Source organism: Bartonella sp. AP58NXGY (assembly GCF_042195785.1).
GTDB lineage: Bacteria > Pseudomonadota > Alphaproteobacteria > Rhizobiales > Rhizobiaceae > Bartonella.
Genome location: NZ_JBHIOY010000004.1, coordinates 131,514 through 148,417, shown reverse-complemented (window position 1 = coordinate 148,417; position 16,904 = coordinate 131,514). Strand labels below are relative to the sequence as shown.

Genomic DNA, 16,904 nt, shown 5'->3' with positions numbered 1-16,904 from the left:
ATATTCTTTATTCATGTTATCTAAATTCATGTTATCTAATATTCTTGCACTTACAAGTGCAGCCTTGTATAGCCAGAATAAAGATCAAATAAATAAACAAAAAAGCAGAAAGGCGTAAAGAGTATGTCTGTTGATCAAGAGACAGTCAAGCGGATAGCACATTTAGCAAGGATTGCCCTCCACGATGATGAGATAGAACCTGTGACAAAAAAATTCAATGCTATTTTAGGTTTTGTAGAGCAATTGAATGAAGTTGATGTCAGTGGGGTTGAGCCATTAACATCTGTGATGCCGATGACTCTACGAATGCGTGAAGATAGTGTTACAGATGGCGATAAAGCAGCAGATATTGTAGCCAATGCACCTATTACAGAAGAAAATTTTTTTCTTGTCTCAAAAATTGTTGAGTAACTTTTTATATTTTTAAAATTTGAGAACCAATATGACTGATTTAACAACCCTTACAATTGCACAAGCTCGTGATGCTCTAACAAAGAAAAAGCTCAAAGCAACGGAATTAACAGAAGCTTATTTACAAGCAATAGAATTGGCTAATCCAACTTTGAATGCTTATGTAACAATAACAGCAGAACAGGCAAGAAAAATGGCTGCTGAATCAGAGTGCCGCTTGGCAAAAGGGCAGGGAGGGCATTTAGAAGGAATCCCCTTGGGGATTAAAGATCTTTTTGCAACCTATGGTGTTCATACGCAAGCTTGTTCAAATATCCTTGATGGTTTTAAACCGCACTATGAATCAACTGTCACTGCTAATTTATGGCAAGATGGGGCGGTGATGTTAGGAAAACTTAATATGGATGAGTTTGCTATGGGCTCATCCAACGAGACATCATATTATGGTCCCGTTATTAATCCATGGAGAAAAAAAGGCTCGAATGAAAAACTCGTACCAGGTGGTTCTTCAGGTGGTTCTGCGGCCGCTGTTGCGGCACAAATTTGTGCTGGTGCAACAGCAACAGATACAGGTGGCTCAATACGTCAACCGGCGGCTTTTACTGGGACTGTAGGAATAAAGCCAACTTATGGACGTTGTTCACGATGGGGAGTTGTCGCCTTTGCTTCATCCCTTGATCAAGCTGGGCCTATTGCCAGAGATGTTCGTGATTGTGCTATTTTACTAAGATCAATGGCCTCTTTTGACGAAAAGGATTCTACTTCCGTCAATTTACCAGTTCCTGATTATGAAAGTTATCTTGGTCAATCAATCAAAGGAATGAAAATTGGTATTCCAAAAGAATATCATCTAGATGGAATGTCTCAAGAAATTATTGAACTTTGGCAAAGAGGAATAAATTGGTTAAAAGAAGCAGGAGCTGAAATTAGGAATATTTCTTTACCCCATACAAAATATGCTCTGCCTTCTTACTATATTATAGCTCCTGCAGAGGCATCTTCTAATTTAGCGCGTTATGATGGTGTGCGTTTTGGTTTGCGCGTACCTGGAAAAGACATCATTGAGATGTATGAAAACACCCGTTCTATTGGTTTTGGTGATGAGGTTAAGCGGCGTATTTTGGTTGGTACTTATGTTCTTTCATCTGGGTATTATGATGCCTGTTATTTAAGAGCTCAAAAAGTAAGAACACTCGTAAAGCGTGATTTTGACCAATGTTTTGCTTCAGGCATTGATGCTATTTTGACACCAGCAACACCAACACCTGCTTTTGGTATTGCTGATGAAAAAATAAAAAATGATGCTGTCGCAATGTATCTTAATGATATTTTTACGGTACCAGTTAATATGGCTGGTTTACCAGGAATTTCTGTTCCTGCTGGTCTGTCATCAAATGGTTTACCGTTAGGATTGCAATTGATTGGTAAACCTTTTTCTGAGGAAGTTATTTTTCAGATAGCGCACATTATTGAACAAGCAGCAGGAGTATACTGTGCAGAAAAATGGTGGATATCATAGTTAAGCGCAAAAAAGCATTTCTCATTAAATAGAGAGATGCTTTTTAAAAAGGAGGAGGGGAGAACTTTATTTCCTTAATTTGTAGCCTTTATCCACCAAGATAGGCTTCTTTAACACGTGGATCAGAAAGCATAGCTTTACCTTCACCGTGAAATAAAATATGCCCTACCTCTAAAATATAAGCATAGTCAGCTATGGAAAGTGCAGCAAATGCATTTTGCTCAATAAGAAGAACAGTTTTTCCCATATCATTAATTTTTCGGATAATTGAAAAAATCTCCCGAACGAGAAGGGGCGCTAATCCCAACGACGGTTCATCTAATATGACCATATCAGGATTGCTCATGAGTGCGCGGCCTACAGAAACCATTTGTTGTTCCCCACCTGACATTGTTCCTCCCAACTGTTTTGATCTTTCACGTAGGCGTGGAAAAAGATCAAATATCCATTCAATATCACGAGAAATTCCCTGTTTATCATGACGGATATAAGCACCTAGATGGAGATTCTCTAAAACAGTGAGATGAGGCATAATACGACGCCCTTCAGGACTGAGAGCAATCCCTAAACGCAAAATCTCTTCTGGTGACTTTTTAATAATTGATTTGCCATTATAGGTAATTTCCCCATACACTGAGCGATTAAGTCCTGTAATAGAACGTACAATACTGCTTTTTCCTGCACCATTGGCGCCAATTAAAGTGACAATACTTCCTTTTTTTATGGACATAGAAAGATCTTGGACAGCTTTAATGGCACCATAATGAACGTGAAGATTTTTTATTTTAAGAATATCCATACACATCTCCGCCAAGATAAGCTTCAATAACTTTAGGGTTATTACGAATTTCATCTGGTGTACCATTGGCAATGCAACAGCCATGTTCCATGACTAAAATATGTTGGCAAAGTCCCATAACCACTTTCATATCATGCTCGATAAGAAGAATTGTAAGATCAAAGTCTTTTTGCACTTTTGTTATAAATTCTTTAAGATCTTCGCTTTCTTGTGGATTCATGCCAGCAACAGGTTCATCAAGAAGAAGCAATTTGGGCTTTGTGGCTAACGCACGTGCAATTTCTAGACGTCGCTGCACACCATAAGGTAAAGCTGTTGCCGATTGATTGGCAAGGTGATCAAGTTGTAGCCGTTCAAGAAGCTCCATGGAATTTTTATAAATTTCTTTTTTTTCTTTCATTGCTTTTGAAAAAAATAGAGCTGAAGAAAACCAAGGATATTTTTGTCGAACATGCGCCCCCACCATAACATTTTGCAAAACCGTTAACCCTGAAAAAAGACGAATATTTTGAAATGTTCGGGCGATATGGCGTCTGCAGATAATATAAGGAGGTGCTCCAGAAATTTTTTTCTCATCAAAAAGAATGATACCGCTCGTAGGGGCATAAAATCCCGAAATCATATTGAAAACTGTTGTTTTTCCAGCACCATTGGGACCAATTAATCCAGTAATACTTCCTCGTTTAATTGCCATATTAATATTATTTACAGCAACTAATCCGCCAAAACGCATGACGATCTCGTTGAGTGAAAGGATGGTGTCGTTCATAGATTTCCCTCAGTATTAGAAAGTTTTTTGCGTATCAGTTTGCGTATCAGAAAGCTATAAATTCCATTCCATGAGAATTCACGTTGTCCCATCAAGCCTTTTCTCCAAAACAAGATAATTACCAGCAATAAAAGAGAAAAAACAACCATACGAAGTCCTGGTGTTTCTGGAATATGTATAAAACCTAAGTCAAATGGACTTTCAATAATACGAAGCCATTCAAGCATAACTGTAATAACAATGCTACCAATAATACTCCCTGTAATTGAACCCAAACCACCAGCAACAACAATCATCAAAATATTAAAAGTGAGAAGAAAATTAAACATTTTTGGATCAATGGTTGAAATAAGAGCAGCCATTAATGCTCCACCTATACCTGCAAAAAACGCTCCAACAGTAAAAGAAAAACTACGGTAGAAAAAAGCGTTAATTCCCATAGTTTTCGCAGCTATTTCATCATCACGAATAGCACGTAATACATTACCAGTATTGCTTCGCAGTAAGAGAACAATAAAGAGAACTGTGAATGCTAACCAACCATAGTTCCACCATAATGTTGCATTTTGAGGTATTCCTTTGATTCCTAAAGAGCCATTTGTGAGCGATGTTGCATTTGTAATGACAATGCGAATAATTTCTGCAAAACCCAATGTTGCAATTCCAAGATAATCACCACCAAGACGCAATATTGGCAAAGCAATCAATAAACCTACAACTGCGGCACACAAACCACTTACAACAACAGCAATAAAAAAAGGTAATTGCAGATGATACAATGGTTCAGCGATAGGCTCAAGAATCCACATCATCTCTTTTTGTTCAGGAGAAAGCAGTAAAATTGCGCAGACATAAGCACCAATAGCCATAAAGCCAGCATGTCCAAGAGAAAACATACCTGTAAAACCATAAATCAAATTAAGCGAAATTGCCAGTATCGCATTAATAGCAATCAGATTTATGATACGAAGCGTATAGTCATTAAAATGGCTATCAGCATAAAATAAAAAACCTATGAGAACTAAAACACTTATACACGATAAAATAGTTGTCACTGACTTTGCCATTAGATTTTCTCCTGACTTTTTTTACCCATTAATCCTGTGGGCAATATCAATAAAATCAGAATCAATAAAATGAAAGCGAAGGCATCTCGATACCCAGATAGCGCGGGGAAAAATGCGATAATCATAATTTCAATAAACCCTAATAACAATCCTCCCAACATTGCTCCTGGTATCGAACCAATCCCTCCGATAACAGCAGCGATAAATGCTTTGAGGCCAGGAAGAACACCCATATAAGGCTGAATTTGAGGATAGCGCAAAGACCACATAATGCCTGATATAGCGGCAAGTGCTGAGCCTATTCCAAATGTAAATGCAATGACTTTATTAACAGATACACCCATCAAACGCGTCGTTTCAATATCATGGGAGATTGCACGCATAGCAAGACCCGGTTTCGTTTTATGGATAATCCATAACAGTAATACAATAAGAATTAATGACACAACGGGAACAATCAGAGACATAGGAGCAATTCTAATGATACCATCTGCGTCTGATCCTAGATGCCATAAAAATGGTGTTACAAGAAAATCTGGCTGTTTTACACCTTTCGGAATACCACTAAAGAGTACAGTAGCAAGATTTTCAATAAAAAAAGAAACACCGATTGCACCGATCAATGCCGAGATACGTGGAGCATGACGTAGAGGTTTATAGGCGAGTTGATCAACAGTAACACCCACTGCACTTGTAATAAAAATGGAAAAACAAAGCGCTAAAACCCAAATCGGAGTGAAATCCTGTGGAGAAATTTTAAAGTAATAAACAAACCCTAAAGCAAGAATTAAAAAAACAGCAATCCAATAAATTGGAGGACGCCTTTTAAACCCTACAAAGACCGAATAATAAACAAGAGCAGCGAGGAACAAAAGAAGAAGTGCTGCCCAAGCAGGCATAAAGCCAATTGTGGAAAAGAAAACAAAATATGCTCCCAGCATAAAAATATCACCGTGAGCAAAATTAATGAGTCTCAGTATACCGTAGACCATAGTATAACCAATAGCGATAAGTCCATAAAGAGATCCCAATGCCAGTGCATTAAAAAAATACTGGATGAACATTTCAGTGCTCATCTCTCATCCTTCCACATTTGTTAATTTACATAAGACAACAAGAAACCTTTAAGTCTTTGGTTGAGAAAAGATTCTCAACCAATTCTTGTATTTTCATTAGTAAAACTTCTTAATTAAAAAGCAGGTTTAACTTCTTCTAAATAAACACGTTTTCCATCCTGTATTTTAATGATACCAATAGGAATTTTAGGATTATGATTTTCATCCATGGACATATCACCAAAAGGGGTTGGAAAATCTTTTAATTTGCTAAGTGCGATAGTAATTTTTTCACGATCAGCGCTCCCTGCATTTTCAATAGCCTTCATAAACATCATATAACTCGTGTATCCCAAAACAGAATTGATATTTGGCTCTTTGTCAGGGTAAGCTTTTCTCCATTCTTTTGTGAATTCTTGCGCAGCTACTGACATATTTGGCATATCCTCACTATAGGGAAGTGTTGTATGTAAGAAACCTTCTGCCGCTTTTCCTGCAATCGTAATGGTTTCTGGATTATCCATAGCATCTCCACCCATAATTTGAAACTTCGCTCCTAATTCTCGTGCTTGTTTCATGATGATAGCACCTTCAGAAAAATAAGATGGAATGAATAAAATATCAGGTTTTTGTGCAATAATTTGCGTAAGAACAGCTGAAAAATCCTGATCTCCGGAATTATAGTTTAAATTTGAGATAACTTCACCACCTAATTTTTTGAAAGCACGTGTAAAATAACTTGCAAGACCAATAGCATAATCGTTTGAAATATCTTTAAGGATAGCGGCTTTTTTTGCGTGTAAAGTTTGGCTTACATAAGTTGCGATTCCTACTCCTTGATAGGAATCAATAAAACAAGCGCGAAAGTAATATTTTTTACCCTGTGTAACAAGAGGACTCGTTGAGGACGTTGCAATGGTTGGAGTCTTTGCTTTTTCAGATATTTCACCCCCTGCCAACGAAAGCGAAGAGCCATAGCTCCCTATGATTCCACTCACTTTTTCACTTGCTGTTAAACGCATCACAGCATTAGCTGCTTCTACTTTATCAGACTTATTATCAATAATAACAAGTTCCACTTTACGGCCTAAAATTTCTGGAACTTTTTTATGGGCTAATTCTATACCTCTAATTTCAAGCTGACCTCCAAATGCATTTTGACCACTTAATGGAAGATAAACACCAATTTTGATAGGTTCACTTGCATACACATTTGCTGTAAATGCCATGAATGCCGTGATTGTTGTAAGGATTTTTTTCAATTGCATGCGCATTTTCCTTAATTGAATTGTCGTTTTTGCACCTTATATTGATCTTCTTCATCATGCAAGTTACACATTAATGAAAATATCATTATGTAAAAAACCTTTTATATGATCTCTTTTGTAGGGCATTCTTTGTAAGATATATAAAGCGTACAATCAAATAGTTTTACAAATATTCATGTTGATATTCGCTGATGTTAACATAGAAGATACGACAATATGGGGAAATCTTATCTTGGGACTTGCGTGTTGGTACAAGAGCAATGTTTACTTAAACTTAGAGAATCAATATCGTACAATTTATAAAAGCTACAGGATCACGTTATTATGACGAGTAAGGATGCATTAAAGGATTGTTCCCTATCTGAGGAGAGTATAGGTGCTTGTGGAGAGATTATTGAAATAAGTGGTGTCATTAAGTGGTTTGATGGTAGTAAGGGGTATGGATTTATTGTACCTGATTTACCTCATTTTCCCGATATATTATTGCATGTTACGGTAATGCGACGGGATGGTTTTCAAACAGCGATGGAAGGAGCTAAAGTTATTTGTGCTGTGGAAAAAACTGAACGAGGGTTAAAATGCGTTCAGGTGAAATCCATAGATTGTTCTTCAGCTGTTCACCCATCAGAAGTTCCAGCCCGCACCCATGTTGTTGTTACTCCAGAAAGTGGCCTAGAACGTGCAATCGTTAAATGGTTTAATCGTGATAAAGGTTTCGGTTTTCTTAGCCGTGGACAAGGAACAGAAGATATTTTTATTCATATGGAGACGTTGCGCCGTTTTGGTTTAGCAGAGCTTCGTTCGGGCCAAGTTGTTCTTGTGCGTTTTGGAAAAGGGGAAAAAGGTTTAATGACAGCAGAGATTTATCCAGATATAGGTATTCCTTTTTCTACGCATTAAATTATTACACATTGAATTTCACTAATAAAATCAGTAGGTTTTCTGTGTTTTTTAAAGGTGATTATTGCATAAAAAGCTAGAGAGGTAAATATATTTCAAGAAAATATGACTCTCGTGAATCGATAAACCAAATGGAAAAATTGCTCCTATTGAGTTGAGAAAAAAGAGAGAAAAACAAGGAAACAGCTCTCTTTTTTTGATTTTTTAGCACTTTTTATTTTAGAAACAAAGTTTGAAATTTTTCTGTGGTGGAGACAAGAATGTTAAAGCCTTTTAAAAAAGAGCATGTCGTTTTATTGGCGATACTTTTTATGTTAAACGTGCATGTTGTTTTAGCAAAGAAGCCCATCGAGATTCCCGTTCATCCAATTCCTTTAGAAATACATACAAAGCAAGGTGCGATTTATTATAAGGTAGAGCTTGCTTTTACACCATCTCAAGCAGCAGCTGGTTTAATGTATCGGACTGATTTTCCACGCGATCGTGCAATGCTCTTTAAGCAGCAAAAAAGTTATCCATCGGGAGATGAGCAGAAGTTTTTTATGTGGATGGCAAATACACCTTTACCTTTAGATATGATTTTTTTAAACTCTGAGGGAATTATTGTATCGATTATTGAAAATACTTCTCCATTTTCAACAAACACTATTTCATCAGGAGTTCCTGCAGCTTTTGCACTTGAAATTAATGCTGGTGAAGTTTCTGAAAAACAGATACAAAAAGGGCAACGTGTTATTCATCCTGTACTTTGTGGAAAGTGCAATAAAAAATGACAGCTGAAAATATTCGTTTTTTTGAATATGATGGTTTGCGATTTGCTTATCGAGAAGAAGGACAAGGCGCTCCTGTTTTGTTGATCCATGGTTTTGGATCTTCTGCACGGGTGAATTGGTATGCAACAGGTTGGTTTCGTATTCTCACGGAAGCAGGATATCGTGTTATTGCTCTTGATAATCGCGGTCACGGAGATTCAGTTAAAAGTTATGATCCTGCTTTTTATACACCTCAAGCTATGGCTGGTGATGCGATAAAGTTACTACAGCATTTAGAGTTATCTAAAGCTCATGTTATGGGATATTCTATGGGAGCTCGTATTAGTGCTTTTATGGCTCTTTTGCATCCAACATATGTGAACAGCGTTATTTTTGGTGGTTTAGGTATTGGTATGATAACGGGAGCAGGAAATTGGGAGCCTGTGGCTGAAGCTCTTCTAGCGGAAGATATTTCTACCATTACCAATACGCGCGGTTTAATGTTCCGTAAATTTGCTGATCAAACGAAAAGCGATAGACGTGCTCTGGCTGCTTGTATTAGCACATCAAAACAGGAGTTAACGGCATCTGAAATTTACAAAATCGAACAACCTGCACTTGTTGCCGTTGGTTCATTAGATGAAATTGGTGGCGCTGCAGAGCCATTAGCAGCTTTGTTGCCTTGTGGTGAAGCTTTATTAATTCCTGATCGTGATCATATGCTTGCTGTAGGCGATAAAGTTTATAAAAAAGGAGTTATCGATTTTCTTTCTCGTTATCCTATAAAATAAGCATTCTTCATAGATTTTAGTATTTACAAAAATACCTAATATTCTTCTATATAAACTGAAAGCTTATTTAAAAATTTCCCATTGTGAAATAAATTCTTATAAAAATGGAGAGAAAAATGAACTCTTATTAGCTTATTTTGTATATTTTTTAGAGATGTAATTCTTCTAAGGTTAGACAATATCTACTTTAAAAAGTCGTTAAAAAGAATTATTTTTTAATGATATAATAATGTTTTTTGCTAAAAAATGTAGCTTTAAATAAAAAAGTATTGTTCTTTGAATTTTTTATAGAAGGAACAAAACTATAAATGGTTGATCAATTTTTCTCCCGAATAGGAATCTGTAAATGCAGATGCTAAAATTAGAAATAAAGTAAAATTATTAAAAATATACAATTTTCTGCCGTTTTTTAATTTATACGGGTATATTTAATAATGAGGATTCCTTTTGTAGAAGTTTTTTATGAATGTATAAAAAGCAGTGTAAATATATGTAATATTAAGTGAATATTCAGATTAAGCTTTTTTACTAACTTTATAGAATCATAGGTGTGTCTTATTTGCATGACACGCAATTGCTTTAATTGTCTCAAAAAATAGGAGAGTATAGTGAATGCTGATGAAATAAAAAAACTTAATAATTATTTAAAAAATATATTCCAAAACTCAGCATTGCACGTCAAAGCACGGCCTAAGAAGGATGATTCTTGTGAGGTTTATATGGGGGATGAGTTTTTAGGTATTATTTATCGAGATGAAGATGAAGATGAGCTGTCCTATAATTTTTCAATGGCTATATTAGATATTGATTTAGAAAATTGATTCGTTATTCATCGTTGAATGAAGCCTTTTTTCATCCTATAAGGTTTATATAAGCTTTAATGCTTTAAAGCTCGTGTGGTTATTTCGTGCGATAATAAGGTGATCGTGGATAGTAATGCCTAATGCATTTGCTGCGTCTTTTAATCTGTATGTCATTGTTATATCTGCGTCAGATGGTGTGGAATCGCCAGAAGGGTGATTGTGGACTAAAATCAATCCTGATGCGGATAACTCTAAAGCTCGAGAAATAACTTCACGAGGATAAACAGGGGTATGATCAATAGTTCCAGTTTGTTGCACCTCATCAGCAAGTAAGCCGTTTTTCTTATCAAGAAATAAAATACGAAATTGTTCACGGGTTTCGTGAGCCATAACAGCTTTACAATAAGCTAACACTTTATCCCATGATGAAAAAATATCGCGTTTAAATAATTGTGCACGAGCAAGACGTCCAGCAACATCTGAGATAATTTTTAAATCAATTGCAGTTGCGGGACCACATCCTTGAACTTCTTGAAGCCGGTGAATATCAGCTCCCAATACATCAGCTAATGAACCAAAACGTGCTATCAAATTTTTAGCTATGGGTTTTGTATTTGCGCGGGGGATTGTGCGAAAAAGCAATAATTCAAGATATTCATAATCTTCAATTGCATTTCCTTTTGACTTTAAATAGCGTTTCCGAAGACGTTCACGATGTCCTTGATAATGTTTATGAAGCTGTGTATTTTTCTCAGGCTCTTTACTTTTTCTTTCAGATACTGGGATGAGTGGAAAACTTGATGTTAATGCAAAGTGATTACTTTGAATATCTTCCTTTTGATTTAATTTTTTAGCCATAACATCTCTACAGTGCATTAGGTATACGAATTGGGAATATAAAAAATATTTTTAGGAGATTGTGTAAATATTTCATACCCCTCATTTGTGACACCAATTGTATGTTCATATTGTGCTGTCAAAGAGCGGTCGCGGGTAACGGCAGTCCAACCATCAGATAAAATCTTAACTTGTGGCTTACCAAGGTTAATCATAGGCTCAATTGTAAACATCATACCTTGTTTTAATTCGACTCCTTCTCCAGGGTTTCCATAATGGAGGATATTGGGTGCATCATGAAAAAGCTGACCGATACCATGTCCACAAAAATCTCTCACAATTGAGCACCGTTCAGATTCTGCATACTGTTGAATAGCAGCACCAATATCACCTGTGGTTGCTCCAGGCTTAACAACAGCAATTCCTTTCATAAGACTTTCATAGGTTATTTGTAAAAGGCGTTCTGCAGCACGTCTGATTTTTCCAACAGGATACATTCGACTTGAATCTCCATGCCAACCATCAAGGATAAAGGTTACATCAACATTCACAATATCGCCTTCTTGCAAGGGTCTTTTATTGGGAATACCATGACAAACAACGTGATTGATAGATGTACAGCATGAATGGCTGTATCCATGATAATTTAAATCAGCAGGAAGAGCTCCTCGCTTAGCACCAAAAATGAATACAAAATCATCAATTTCTTGCGTAGTAACGCCTGGCTTAATAATATCCGTAAGCGCATCAAGGCATTCTGCAGCAATACGACCAACTTCACGCATTTTTGCAAAAGCATAATCATCAAAAATGCGAATTTTCCCATTAAATTTTAAAGGTATTTCATTATATTCAATATACTCAGTCATTGTTTCTTCTGTTTTCTATTTTTACTCTTTGAATCGGAAAAATGCCTTCTACACTTACATGACACTTTACAGCATAACATTCTACTCCTGATTTTAATGCTAAATCAAACTTACGTCCATAGAGTGGATCAAGATCATGACAAATTGTAAAAGCTGAGCAATCTTCTCGTTGAATAATATAAAGCATAGCTGCTCGTTTTCCTTGTTGTACAACTCCTATGAGCTCATCAAGGTGACGTGCACCACGTTTTGTTTCGCTATCAGGAAATTCTGCTAATCCTTTCTGACGAATAAAATGAACATTTTTGACTTCTAGGTAACAATCAGGAAGAATGTCATCACGTAAAAGAAAGTCAATTCGTGATTGTGTCCCATAGCGTTGTTCTTTTAAAATTGTTTTATACCCACTTAATTCTGGTAGTAATTCATTTTGAATTGCTTCTAGTGCAAGTTTATTGGGTAAAGTGGTATTAATGCCAACCAAAGTATTATCGGTTTCAACAATTTCTAATTGATAGGCATATTTTCGCTTGGTGTTGTTATGATATGAAAGCCAAATATTGGAGTTGGAAGCTGTTAATCCAAGCATTGATCCTGTATTAGGAACCGACACGGTGAAAACATGTTGATCATCTTGTTTAACATCCGCAAGAAAACGTTTATAACGACGGATAAGCTTTGCAGGAAAAAGTTTGGGAATAAAATACATATTCCTTTTTTAGGATTTATGATTTCATAATTCAACTGAGATTATGACTGGTAGGAGTTGTCACCTACTAAACAAGATAAAATTAATGTAAAAAACGTTACGATATATTATATAAATTGTATAAACTCCATAGTCTATTTTGAATGGCTTTTAAAATTTATTATTAACAAGCATTGGTGTACTTTGAAGAAGATTGCGTTTAAAAAACAGCGAATGGAGCATAAGTTAAGTGAAATTAGGGAGTGTTGATGGCTGGAACGAATAAGAATCGTGAAAATTTAACAAATGGTCCCGTTATTATTTTAGTTGAACCGCAGCTTCCTGAAAATATTGGTATGGTCGCAAGGGCAATGGCAAATTTTGGGCTTTCTAAGCTTCGATTAGTCAATCCTCGAGAAATATTTCCAAATGAAAAAGCTAGAGCTGCTGCAAGTAAAGCTGATCATGTCATTAACAACGCTGTGATTTTTGACACATTGCGTGATTCAATTGCAGATTTACACTATGTTTTTGCCACAACAGCGCGTGAAAGATGTGGATTTAAAACTGTAAAAAGTGCTGTCGAAGCAGCAAGCGTATTACGTCAGCGTGAAAGTATCGGACATAAGACAGGTATTATCTTTGGAAGAGAGAGATGGGGACTAGAAAATGATGAAATCAGCCTTGTTGATGAAATCATCACTTTTCCAGTTAATCCTGCTTTTGCATCTCTCAATATCGCGCAAGCGGTTCTTTTAATGTCTTACGAATGGATGAAAACAGGTCTAGAGAATGTCAGCGATACGGCATTTCGTGCCGCAGAGATGGAACCTGCAAATAAAACAATATTTCATGGTTTTTTATCTCAGTTAGAAGAGGCTTTGGATATTCGTGGGTATTTTAGACCCCCAGAACGCAAAGAAGTGATGCTTGCAAATTTACGCTCTGTTTTTACGCGCGCTAACTTTAGTGAACCTGAGGTTCGTTTATTGCGGGGCGTTATATCTTCACTGGATTATTTTTCACCACAATATCCAAGGGGGAGTGGAGCACCTAAAGAGCGCGATCGTAAAAAATTACAAACAAGTGTGAAAACTGATGGATGAACGGCCTGTTCTTTTTTTTGATAGTGGTATTGGTGGTTTAACTGTCTTAAGGGAAGTGCGTGTTCTCATCCCTGAAAGGCAATTTATTTATGTGGCTGATGATGCGGGATTCCCTTATGGCAATTGGGAAGAAAATATTTTGAAAGACCATATTTTAAAGATTTTTACAAATCTTTTAACACGTTATAATCCCGCCTTATGTGTCATTGCTTGCAATACTGTTTCTACACTGATGATGGCAGATTTACGACAAAATTTTCCTCATGTTCCTTTTGTAGGAACGGTTCCTGCAATTAAATTAGCTGCTGAACAGACGAAATCTGGTTTTATTTCCGTATTAGCAACCCCTGGAACAGTTAAACGTGCTTATACAAATGAATTAATCAACTCTTTTGCTGGACAGTGTCATGTTCAGCTTGTGGGAAGTGAAAAGCTTGCTGGATTTGCTGAAAATTATTTACGGGGAAAATCTATCGATTCGAAAGAGATAAAGAAAGAAATCCTTCCATGTTTTGTGGAAAAAAATGGCAAATATACTGATATTATTGTTTTAGCCTGCACACATTATCCTTTTTTGATTAGCTTCTTTCGTGAACAAGCTTTATGGTCCGTTAAATGGATTGATCCAGCAAAAGCTATCGCTAAACATACCAGATCATTATTGCCATTGTCGGAAAAAATACAGCAGCAACCTGTAAAGAAATCTCAAGATTTTGTATTGCTAACATCAAAAAAGGTCACTTCTTCAACGGAGCGTTTATTAAAAGGATTTGGCTTAAAACTCATGAAAAGAGTTGACTTTGGGATACGAGATCAATAAAGCTATTCCAGCTTTTTCTTTCAAGAAAATGGCATTAATTGACGTGTCCCGTGGATAACTTTGCATATTGATATGTTAAGGTATTCTGTCAGTCTTTAGCATTTAAAGGCAGAGGAGGGCGCGTTTCCTTGGGGTCTTAAGATCTCGTGTTTTATTTTAAAGGAAATGCGATGAGTAAACGCGAAACAACAAAGTATAAAATTGACCGTCGTATGGGAGAAAATATTTGGGGTCGTCCAAAATCTCCCGTCAATCGTCGTGATTATGGTCCAGGTCAGCATGGACAGCGTCGTAAAGGAAAACTTTCTGACTATGGGGTGCAGTTGCGCGCTAAACAAAAGCTGAAAGGGTTTTATGGAGATATTTCAGAAAAGCAATTTCATAAAACTTATGAAGAAGCCGCTCGTCGACGGGGTGATACTGGTGAAAATCTTATCGGTCTGTTAGAGTCACGTTTGGATGCTGTCGTCTATCGTGCAAAATTTGTACCTACAATTTTTGCTTCTCGTCAATTTATCAACCACGGTCATGTTAACGTAAATGGGCGGCGTACAAATATTCAATCTTATCGTTGTAAGCCTGGTGATGTTATTGAGGTTCGGGAAAAATCAAAACAACTTGTTTTAGTTTTAGAAGCAGTACAATTGGCAGAGCGTGACGTTCCTGATTATATTGAAGCAGATCATAAACAGATGAAAGCAACATTTACACGTATTCCTGCTTTTGCAGATGTTCCTTATGCTGTGCAAATGGAACCTAATTTGGTTGTTGAATTTTATTCTCGATAATTTTTCTGTAAGAGAAATTGTTTCTCTCTTCTATTATTATAACTTCAAAGTATTGTGTTATTTTTATAATCTTTGAAGTTAATGGGGGCTTTCTGTAAATGGTTCTATATAAGTTTATTGCTATATTTTATAGCGATATAACTTATATAGTTCCATTTCTTTTTTGTGTATCTAATTTATAAATTCAAAAAACATGAATGTAAGCTTGCTTTAATATTTTTTTATCTTTGCAAAACGAGCTGTTTATTGTGCAGGATATGGTATTATGAATGATGTTTCAGTTGAATATCAGGCAATAGAAGAAAACGAAGGGAGAGATGATCCTTTGGAAAAAGAAGCAGATAATTGTCACCCAATGTTTCGTATTGCTCCTTCAAGCGTAGAATTTAATAAATTACGCAAACGACTTTTACGTCATATGCGACAAGCTTTGGATGATTTTTCTATGCTCTCTACAGGAAAAAAATGGCTTGTTGCTTTATCCGGTGGAAAAGACTCTTATGGTTTATTAGCGCTTCTTTTAGACTTAAAGTGGCGAGGTCTTTTATCCATTGAAATTCTTGCCTGTAATCTTGATCAAGGGCAACCAGGATTCCCGAAACATATTCTTCCAGACTTTTTAAGTTCTTATAAAATTCCATATCGTATTGAATATCAGGATACTTATTCCATTGTTACAGATAAATTGGCAGAGTCGCAGACATATTGTTCACTTTGTTCTCGATTACGACGTGGTAATCTCTATCGTATTGCACGCGAAGAGGGATGTTCTGCATTAGTTTTAGGTCATCATCGTGATGATGTCTTAGAAACATTTTTTATGAATTTGTTTCACGGTGGTCGATTAGCTGCCATGCCTGGAAAACTTAAAAATGATGAAGGAGATCTTTTTGTGTTACGTCCTCTTGTTTATGCTGCTGAGGAAGATATGGAAAAATTTTCTCAAGCAATGCAGTTTCCGATTATTCCTTGTAATCTTTGCGGTAGTCAAGATGGTTTACAACGTAATGCAATGAAAGAAATGCTGAAAAATATAGAAAGACAAATGCCAGGACGTAAAGATACGATGATTCGCGCTTTAACAAATGTACGTCCAAGTCATTTGCTTGATAAGAAATTCTTTAACTTTAAAGCGTGTTAATAAAAATTAGATGCTCTAAAAATAAGTTTAAAGATTTTGAAATAAGGCGCTTCCTTAAAGAGACATCTCTCAAAGAGCATCTAAGCCCATTTCACGACCGCGTCCATGAAGGATATACTGTAAAGTCCATTAAGCACTCCCATCTTTACGTTTATGAAGGAGTAAGCTGGGCACCATCACTCATTTTACCAGCTCGTAGATGTTGCGACAGCCCTTAGCACTTAAGACGATTCATAAAAGCTCCTTTCTTTAACAATTTTTATCCACACATTCATCCCGCTTGTAACGTGCAAACGAATGATTTTTATTGATTCAATATAAACAGGTCTAAAATGAGATAATCTTACGATATTCTGGACTATCATTCAACATACAAAACAGTGAATTATCATTATAAATCAATATATTGCTTTATAAAGAATAATCGGCAATTGCATTGCTTGAGAAAATTTTTCCATATCTTCCTCAGCAGCATAGACAATACGATAATTTATTGTTTTGCAATTTAACTATAAGATTAT

General features: G+C 36.2%; 18 protein-coding genes. 10 read left to right on the top strand and 8 right to left on the bottom strand.

What is annotated here, in order from left to right:
* Window positions 1-123: 123 nt before the first annotated feature.
* Both gatC and gatA read left to right on the top strand, forming a co-directional pair.
* On the top strand, window positions 124-411 hold the full coding sequence (gatC, locus tag ACFINC_RS04400) for an Asp-tRNA(Asn)/Glu-tRNA(Gln) amidotransferase subunit GatC (RefSeq protein WP_375616265.1): 288 nt from the start codon (window positions 124-126) through the stop codon (window positions 409-411).
* Window positions 412-442: 31 nt separating this feature from the next.
* Complete coding sequence (gene gatA, locus ACFINC_RS04395; protein ID WP_375616264.1) at window positions 443-1,930, top strand: Asp-tRNA(Asn)/Glu-tRNA(Gln) amidotransferase subunit GatA; 1,488 nt, start codon at window positions 443-445, stop codon at window positions 1,928-1,930.
* Between the two features lie 88 nt (window positions 1,931-2,018).
* Here the strand turns inward: gatA and ACFINC_RS04390 are convergent, their stop codons facing one another.
* The 5 genes from ACFINC_RS04390 to ACFINC_RS04370 all read right to left on the bottom strand — a co-directional run bounded on the left by ACFINC_RS04390 (window position 2,019) and on the right by ACFINC_RS04370 (window position 6,888).
* Window positions 2,019-2,729, bottom strand: coding sequence for an ABC transporter ATP-binding protein (locus ACFINC_RS04390; protein ID WP_375616263.1), 711 nt, complete (start codon window positions 2,727-2,729; stop codon window positions 2,019-2,021).
* On the bottom strand, window positions 2,716-3,498 hold the full coding sequence (locus tag ACFINC_RS04385; protein ID WP_375616262.1) for an ABC transporter ATP-binding protein: 783 nt from the start codon (window positions 3,496-3,498) through the stop codon (window positions 2,716-2,718). Before ACFINC_RS04385 ends, ACFINC_RS04390 begins: the two co-directional genes overlap by 14 nt.
* A complete protein-coding gene (locus ACFINC_RS04380) occupies window positions 3,495-4,565 on the bottom strand; it encodes a branched-chain amino acid ABC transporter permease (RefSeq protein WP_375616261.1) in 1,071 nt (356 codons plus the stop codon). The genes ACFINC_RS04385 and ACFINC_RS04380 overlap by 4 nt, the downstream gene beginning before the upstream one ends.
* A complete protein-coding gene (locus ACFINC_RS04375) occupies window positions 4,565-5,641 on the bottom strand; it encodes a branched-chain amino acid ABC transporter permease (RefSeq protein ID WP_375606893.1) in 1,077 nt (358 codons plus the stop codon). The genes ACFINC_RS04380 and ACFINC_RS04375 overlap by 1 nt, the downstream gene beginning before the upstream one ends.
* 113 nt (window positions 5,642-5,754) lie before the next feature.
* On the bottom strand, window positions 5,755-6,888 hold the full coding sequence (locus ACFINC_RS04370) for an ABC transporter substrate-binding protein (RefSeq protein WP_375616260.1): 1,134 nt from the start codon (window positions 6,886-6,888) through the stop codon (window positions 5,755-5,757).
* Window positions 6,889-7,212: 324 nt separating this feature from the next.
* On the opposite strand from ACFINC_RS04370, the gene ACFINC_RS04365 reads away from it, so the two are divergent.
* The 4 genes from ACFINC_RS04365 to ACFINC_RS04350 all read left to right on the top strand — a co-directional run bounded on the left by ACFINC_RS04365 (window position 7,213) and on the right by ACFINC_RS04350 (window position 10,152).
* Window positions 7,213-7,788, top strand: a complete 576-nt coding sequence (locus ACFINC_RS04365) for a cold-shock protein (protein WP_375606891.1) — start codon at window positions 7,213-7,215, stop codon at window positions 7,786-7,788.
* A 260-nt stretch (window positions 7,789-8,048) separates the two neighbouring features.
* Window positions 8,049-8,561 carry a DUF192 domain-containing protein gene (locus ACFINC_RS04360; RefSeq protein WP_375616259.1) on the top strand — a complete coding sequence of 171 codons (513 nt, stop codon included), beginning with the start codon at window positions 8,049-8,051 and terminating at the stop codon, window positions 8,559-8,561.
* The gene (locus ACFINC_RS04355; protein ID WP_375616258.1) at window positions 8,558-9,331 is read left to right on the top strand and encodes an alpha/beta fold hydrolase; all 774 of its coding nucleotides are present in this window, start codon (window positions 8,558-8,560) and stop codon (window positions 9,329-9,331) included. The genes ACFINC_RS04360 and ACFINC_RS04355 overlap by 4 nt, the downstream gene beginning before the upstream one ends.
* Window positions 9,332-9,939: 608 nt before the next feature.
* A complete protein-coding gene (locus ACFINC_RS04350; protein ID WP_375606888.1) occupies window positions 9,940-10,152 on the top strand; it encodes a DUF3126 family protein in 213 nt (70 codons plus the stop codon).
* A 45-nt stretch (window positions 10,153-10,197) separates the two neighbouring features.
* On the opposite strand, the gene radC is transcribed toward ACFINC_RS04350, so the two are convergent.
* The 3 genes from radC to sfsA are packed head-to-tail and all read right to left on the bottom strand — an operon-like array spanning window position 10,198 to window position 12,549.
* Entirely contained in the window at window positions 10,198-10,992 is a 795-nt protein-coding gene (gene radC, locus ACFINC_RS04345; protein WP_375606887.1) for a DNA repair protein RadC, read from the bottom strand.
* 17 nt (window positions 10,993-11,009) lie between these two features.
* Complete coding sequence (gene map / locus ACFINC_RS04340) at window positions 11,010-11,840, bottom strand: type I methionyl aminopeptidase (RefSeq protein WP_375616257.1); 831 nt, start codon at window positions 11,838-11,840, stop codon at window positions 11,010-11,012.
* Window positions 11,833-12,549, bottom strand: a complete 717-nt coding sequence (sfsA, locus tag ACFINC_RS04335; RefSeq protein ID WP_375616256.1) for a DNA/RNA nuclease SfsA — start codon at window positions 12,547-12,549, stop codon at window positions 11,833-11,835. The genes map and sfsA overlap by 8 nt, the downstream gene beginning before the upstream one ends.
* Before the next feature lie 248 nt (window positions 12,550-12,797).
* On the opposite strand from sfsA, the gene ACFINC_RS04330 reads away from it, so the two are divergent.
* The 4 genes from ACFINC_RS04330 (at window position 12,798) to ttcA (ending at window position 16,383) form a co-directional block, all read left to right on the top strand.
* Window positions 12,798-13,634, top strand: a complete 837-nt coding sequence (locus tag ACFINC_RS04330) for an RNA methyltransferase (RefSeq protein WP_375616255.1) — start codon at window positions 12,798-12,800, stop codon at window positions 13,632-13,634.
* Window positions 13,627-14,454, top strand: a complete 828-nt coding sequence (murI, locus tag ACFINC_RS04325) for a glutamate racemase (protein ID WP_375616254.1) — start codon at window positions 13,627-13,629, stop codon at window positions 14,452-14,454. The genes ACFINC_RS04330 and murI overlap by 8 nt, the downstream gene beginning before the upstream one ends.
* 170 nt (window positions 14,455-14,624) lie before the next feature.
* The gene (gene rpsD / locus ACFINC_RS04320; RefSeq protein WP_375606882.1) at window positions 14,625-15,242 is read left to right on the top strand and encodes a 30S ribosomal protein S4; all 618 of its coding nucleotides are present in this window, start codon (window positions 14,625-14,627) and stop codon (window positions 15,240-15,242) included.
* A gap of 265 nt (window positions 15,243-15,507) precedes the next feature.
* Complete coding sequence (ttcA, locus tag ACFINC_RS04315) at window positions 15,508-16,383, top strand: tRNA 2-thiocytidine(32) synthetase TtcA (RefSeq protein ID WP_375616253.1); 876 nt, start codon at window positions 15,508-15,510, stop codon at window positions 16,381-16,383.
* The last annotated feature ends 521 nt before the right edge of the window (window positions 16,384-16,904 follow it).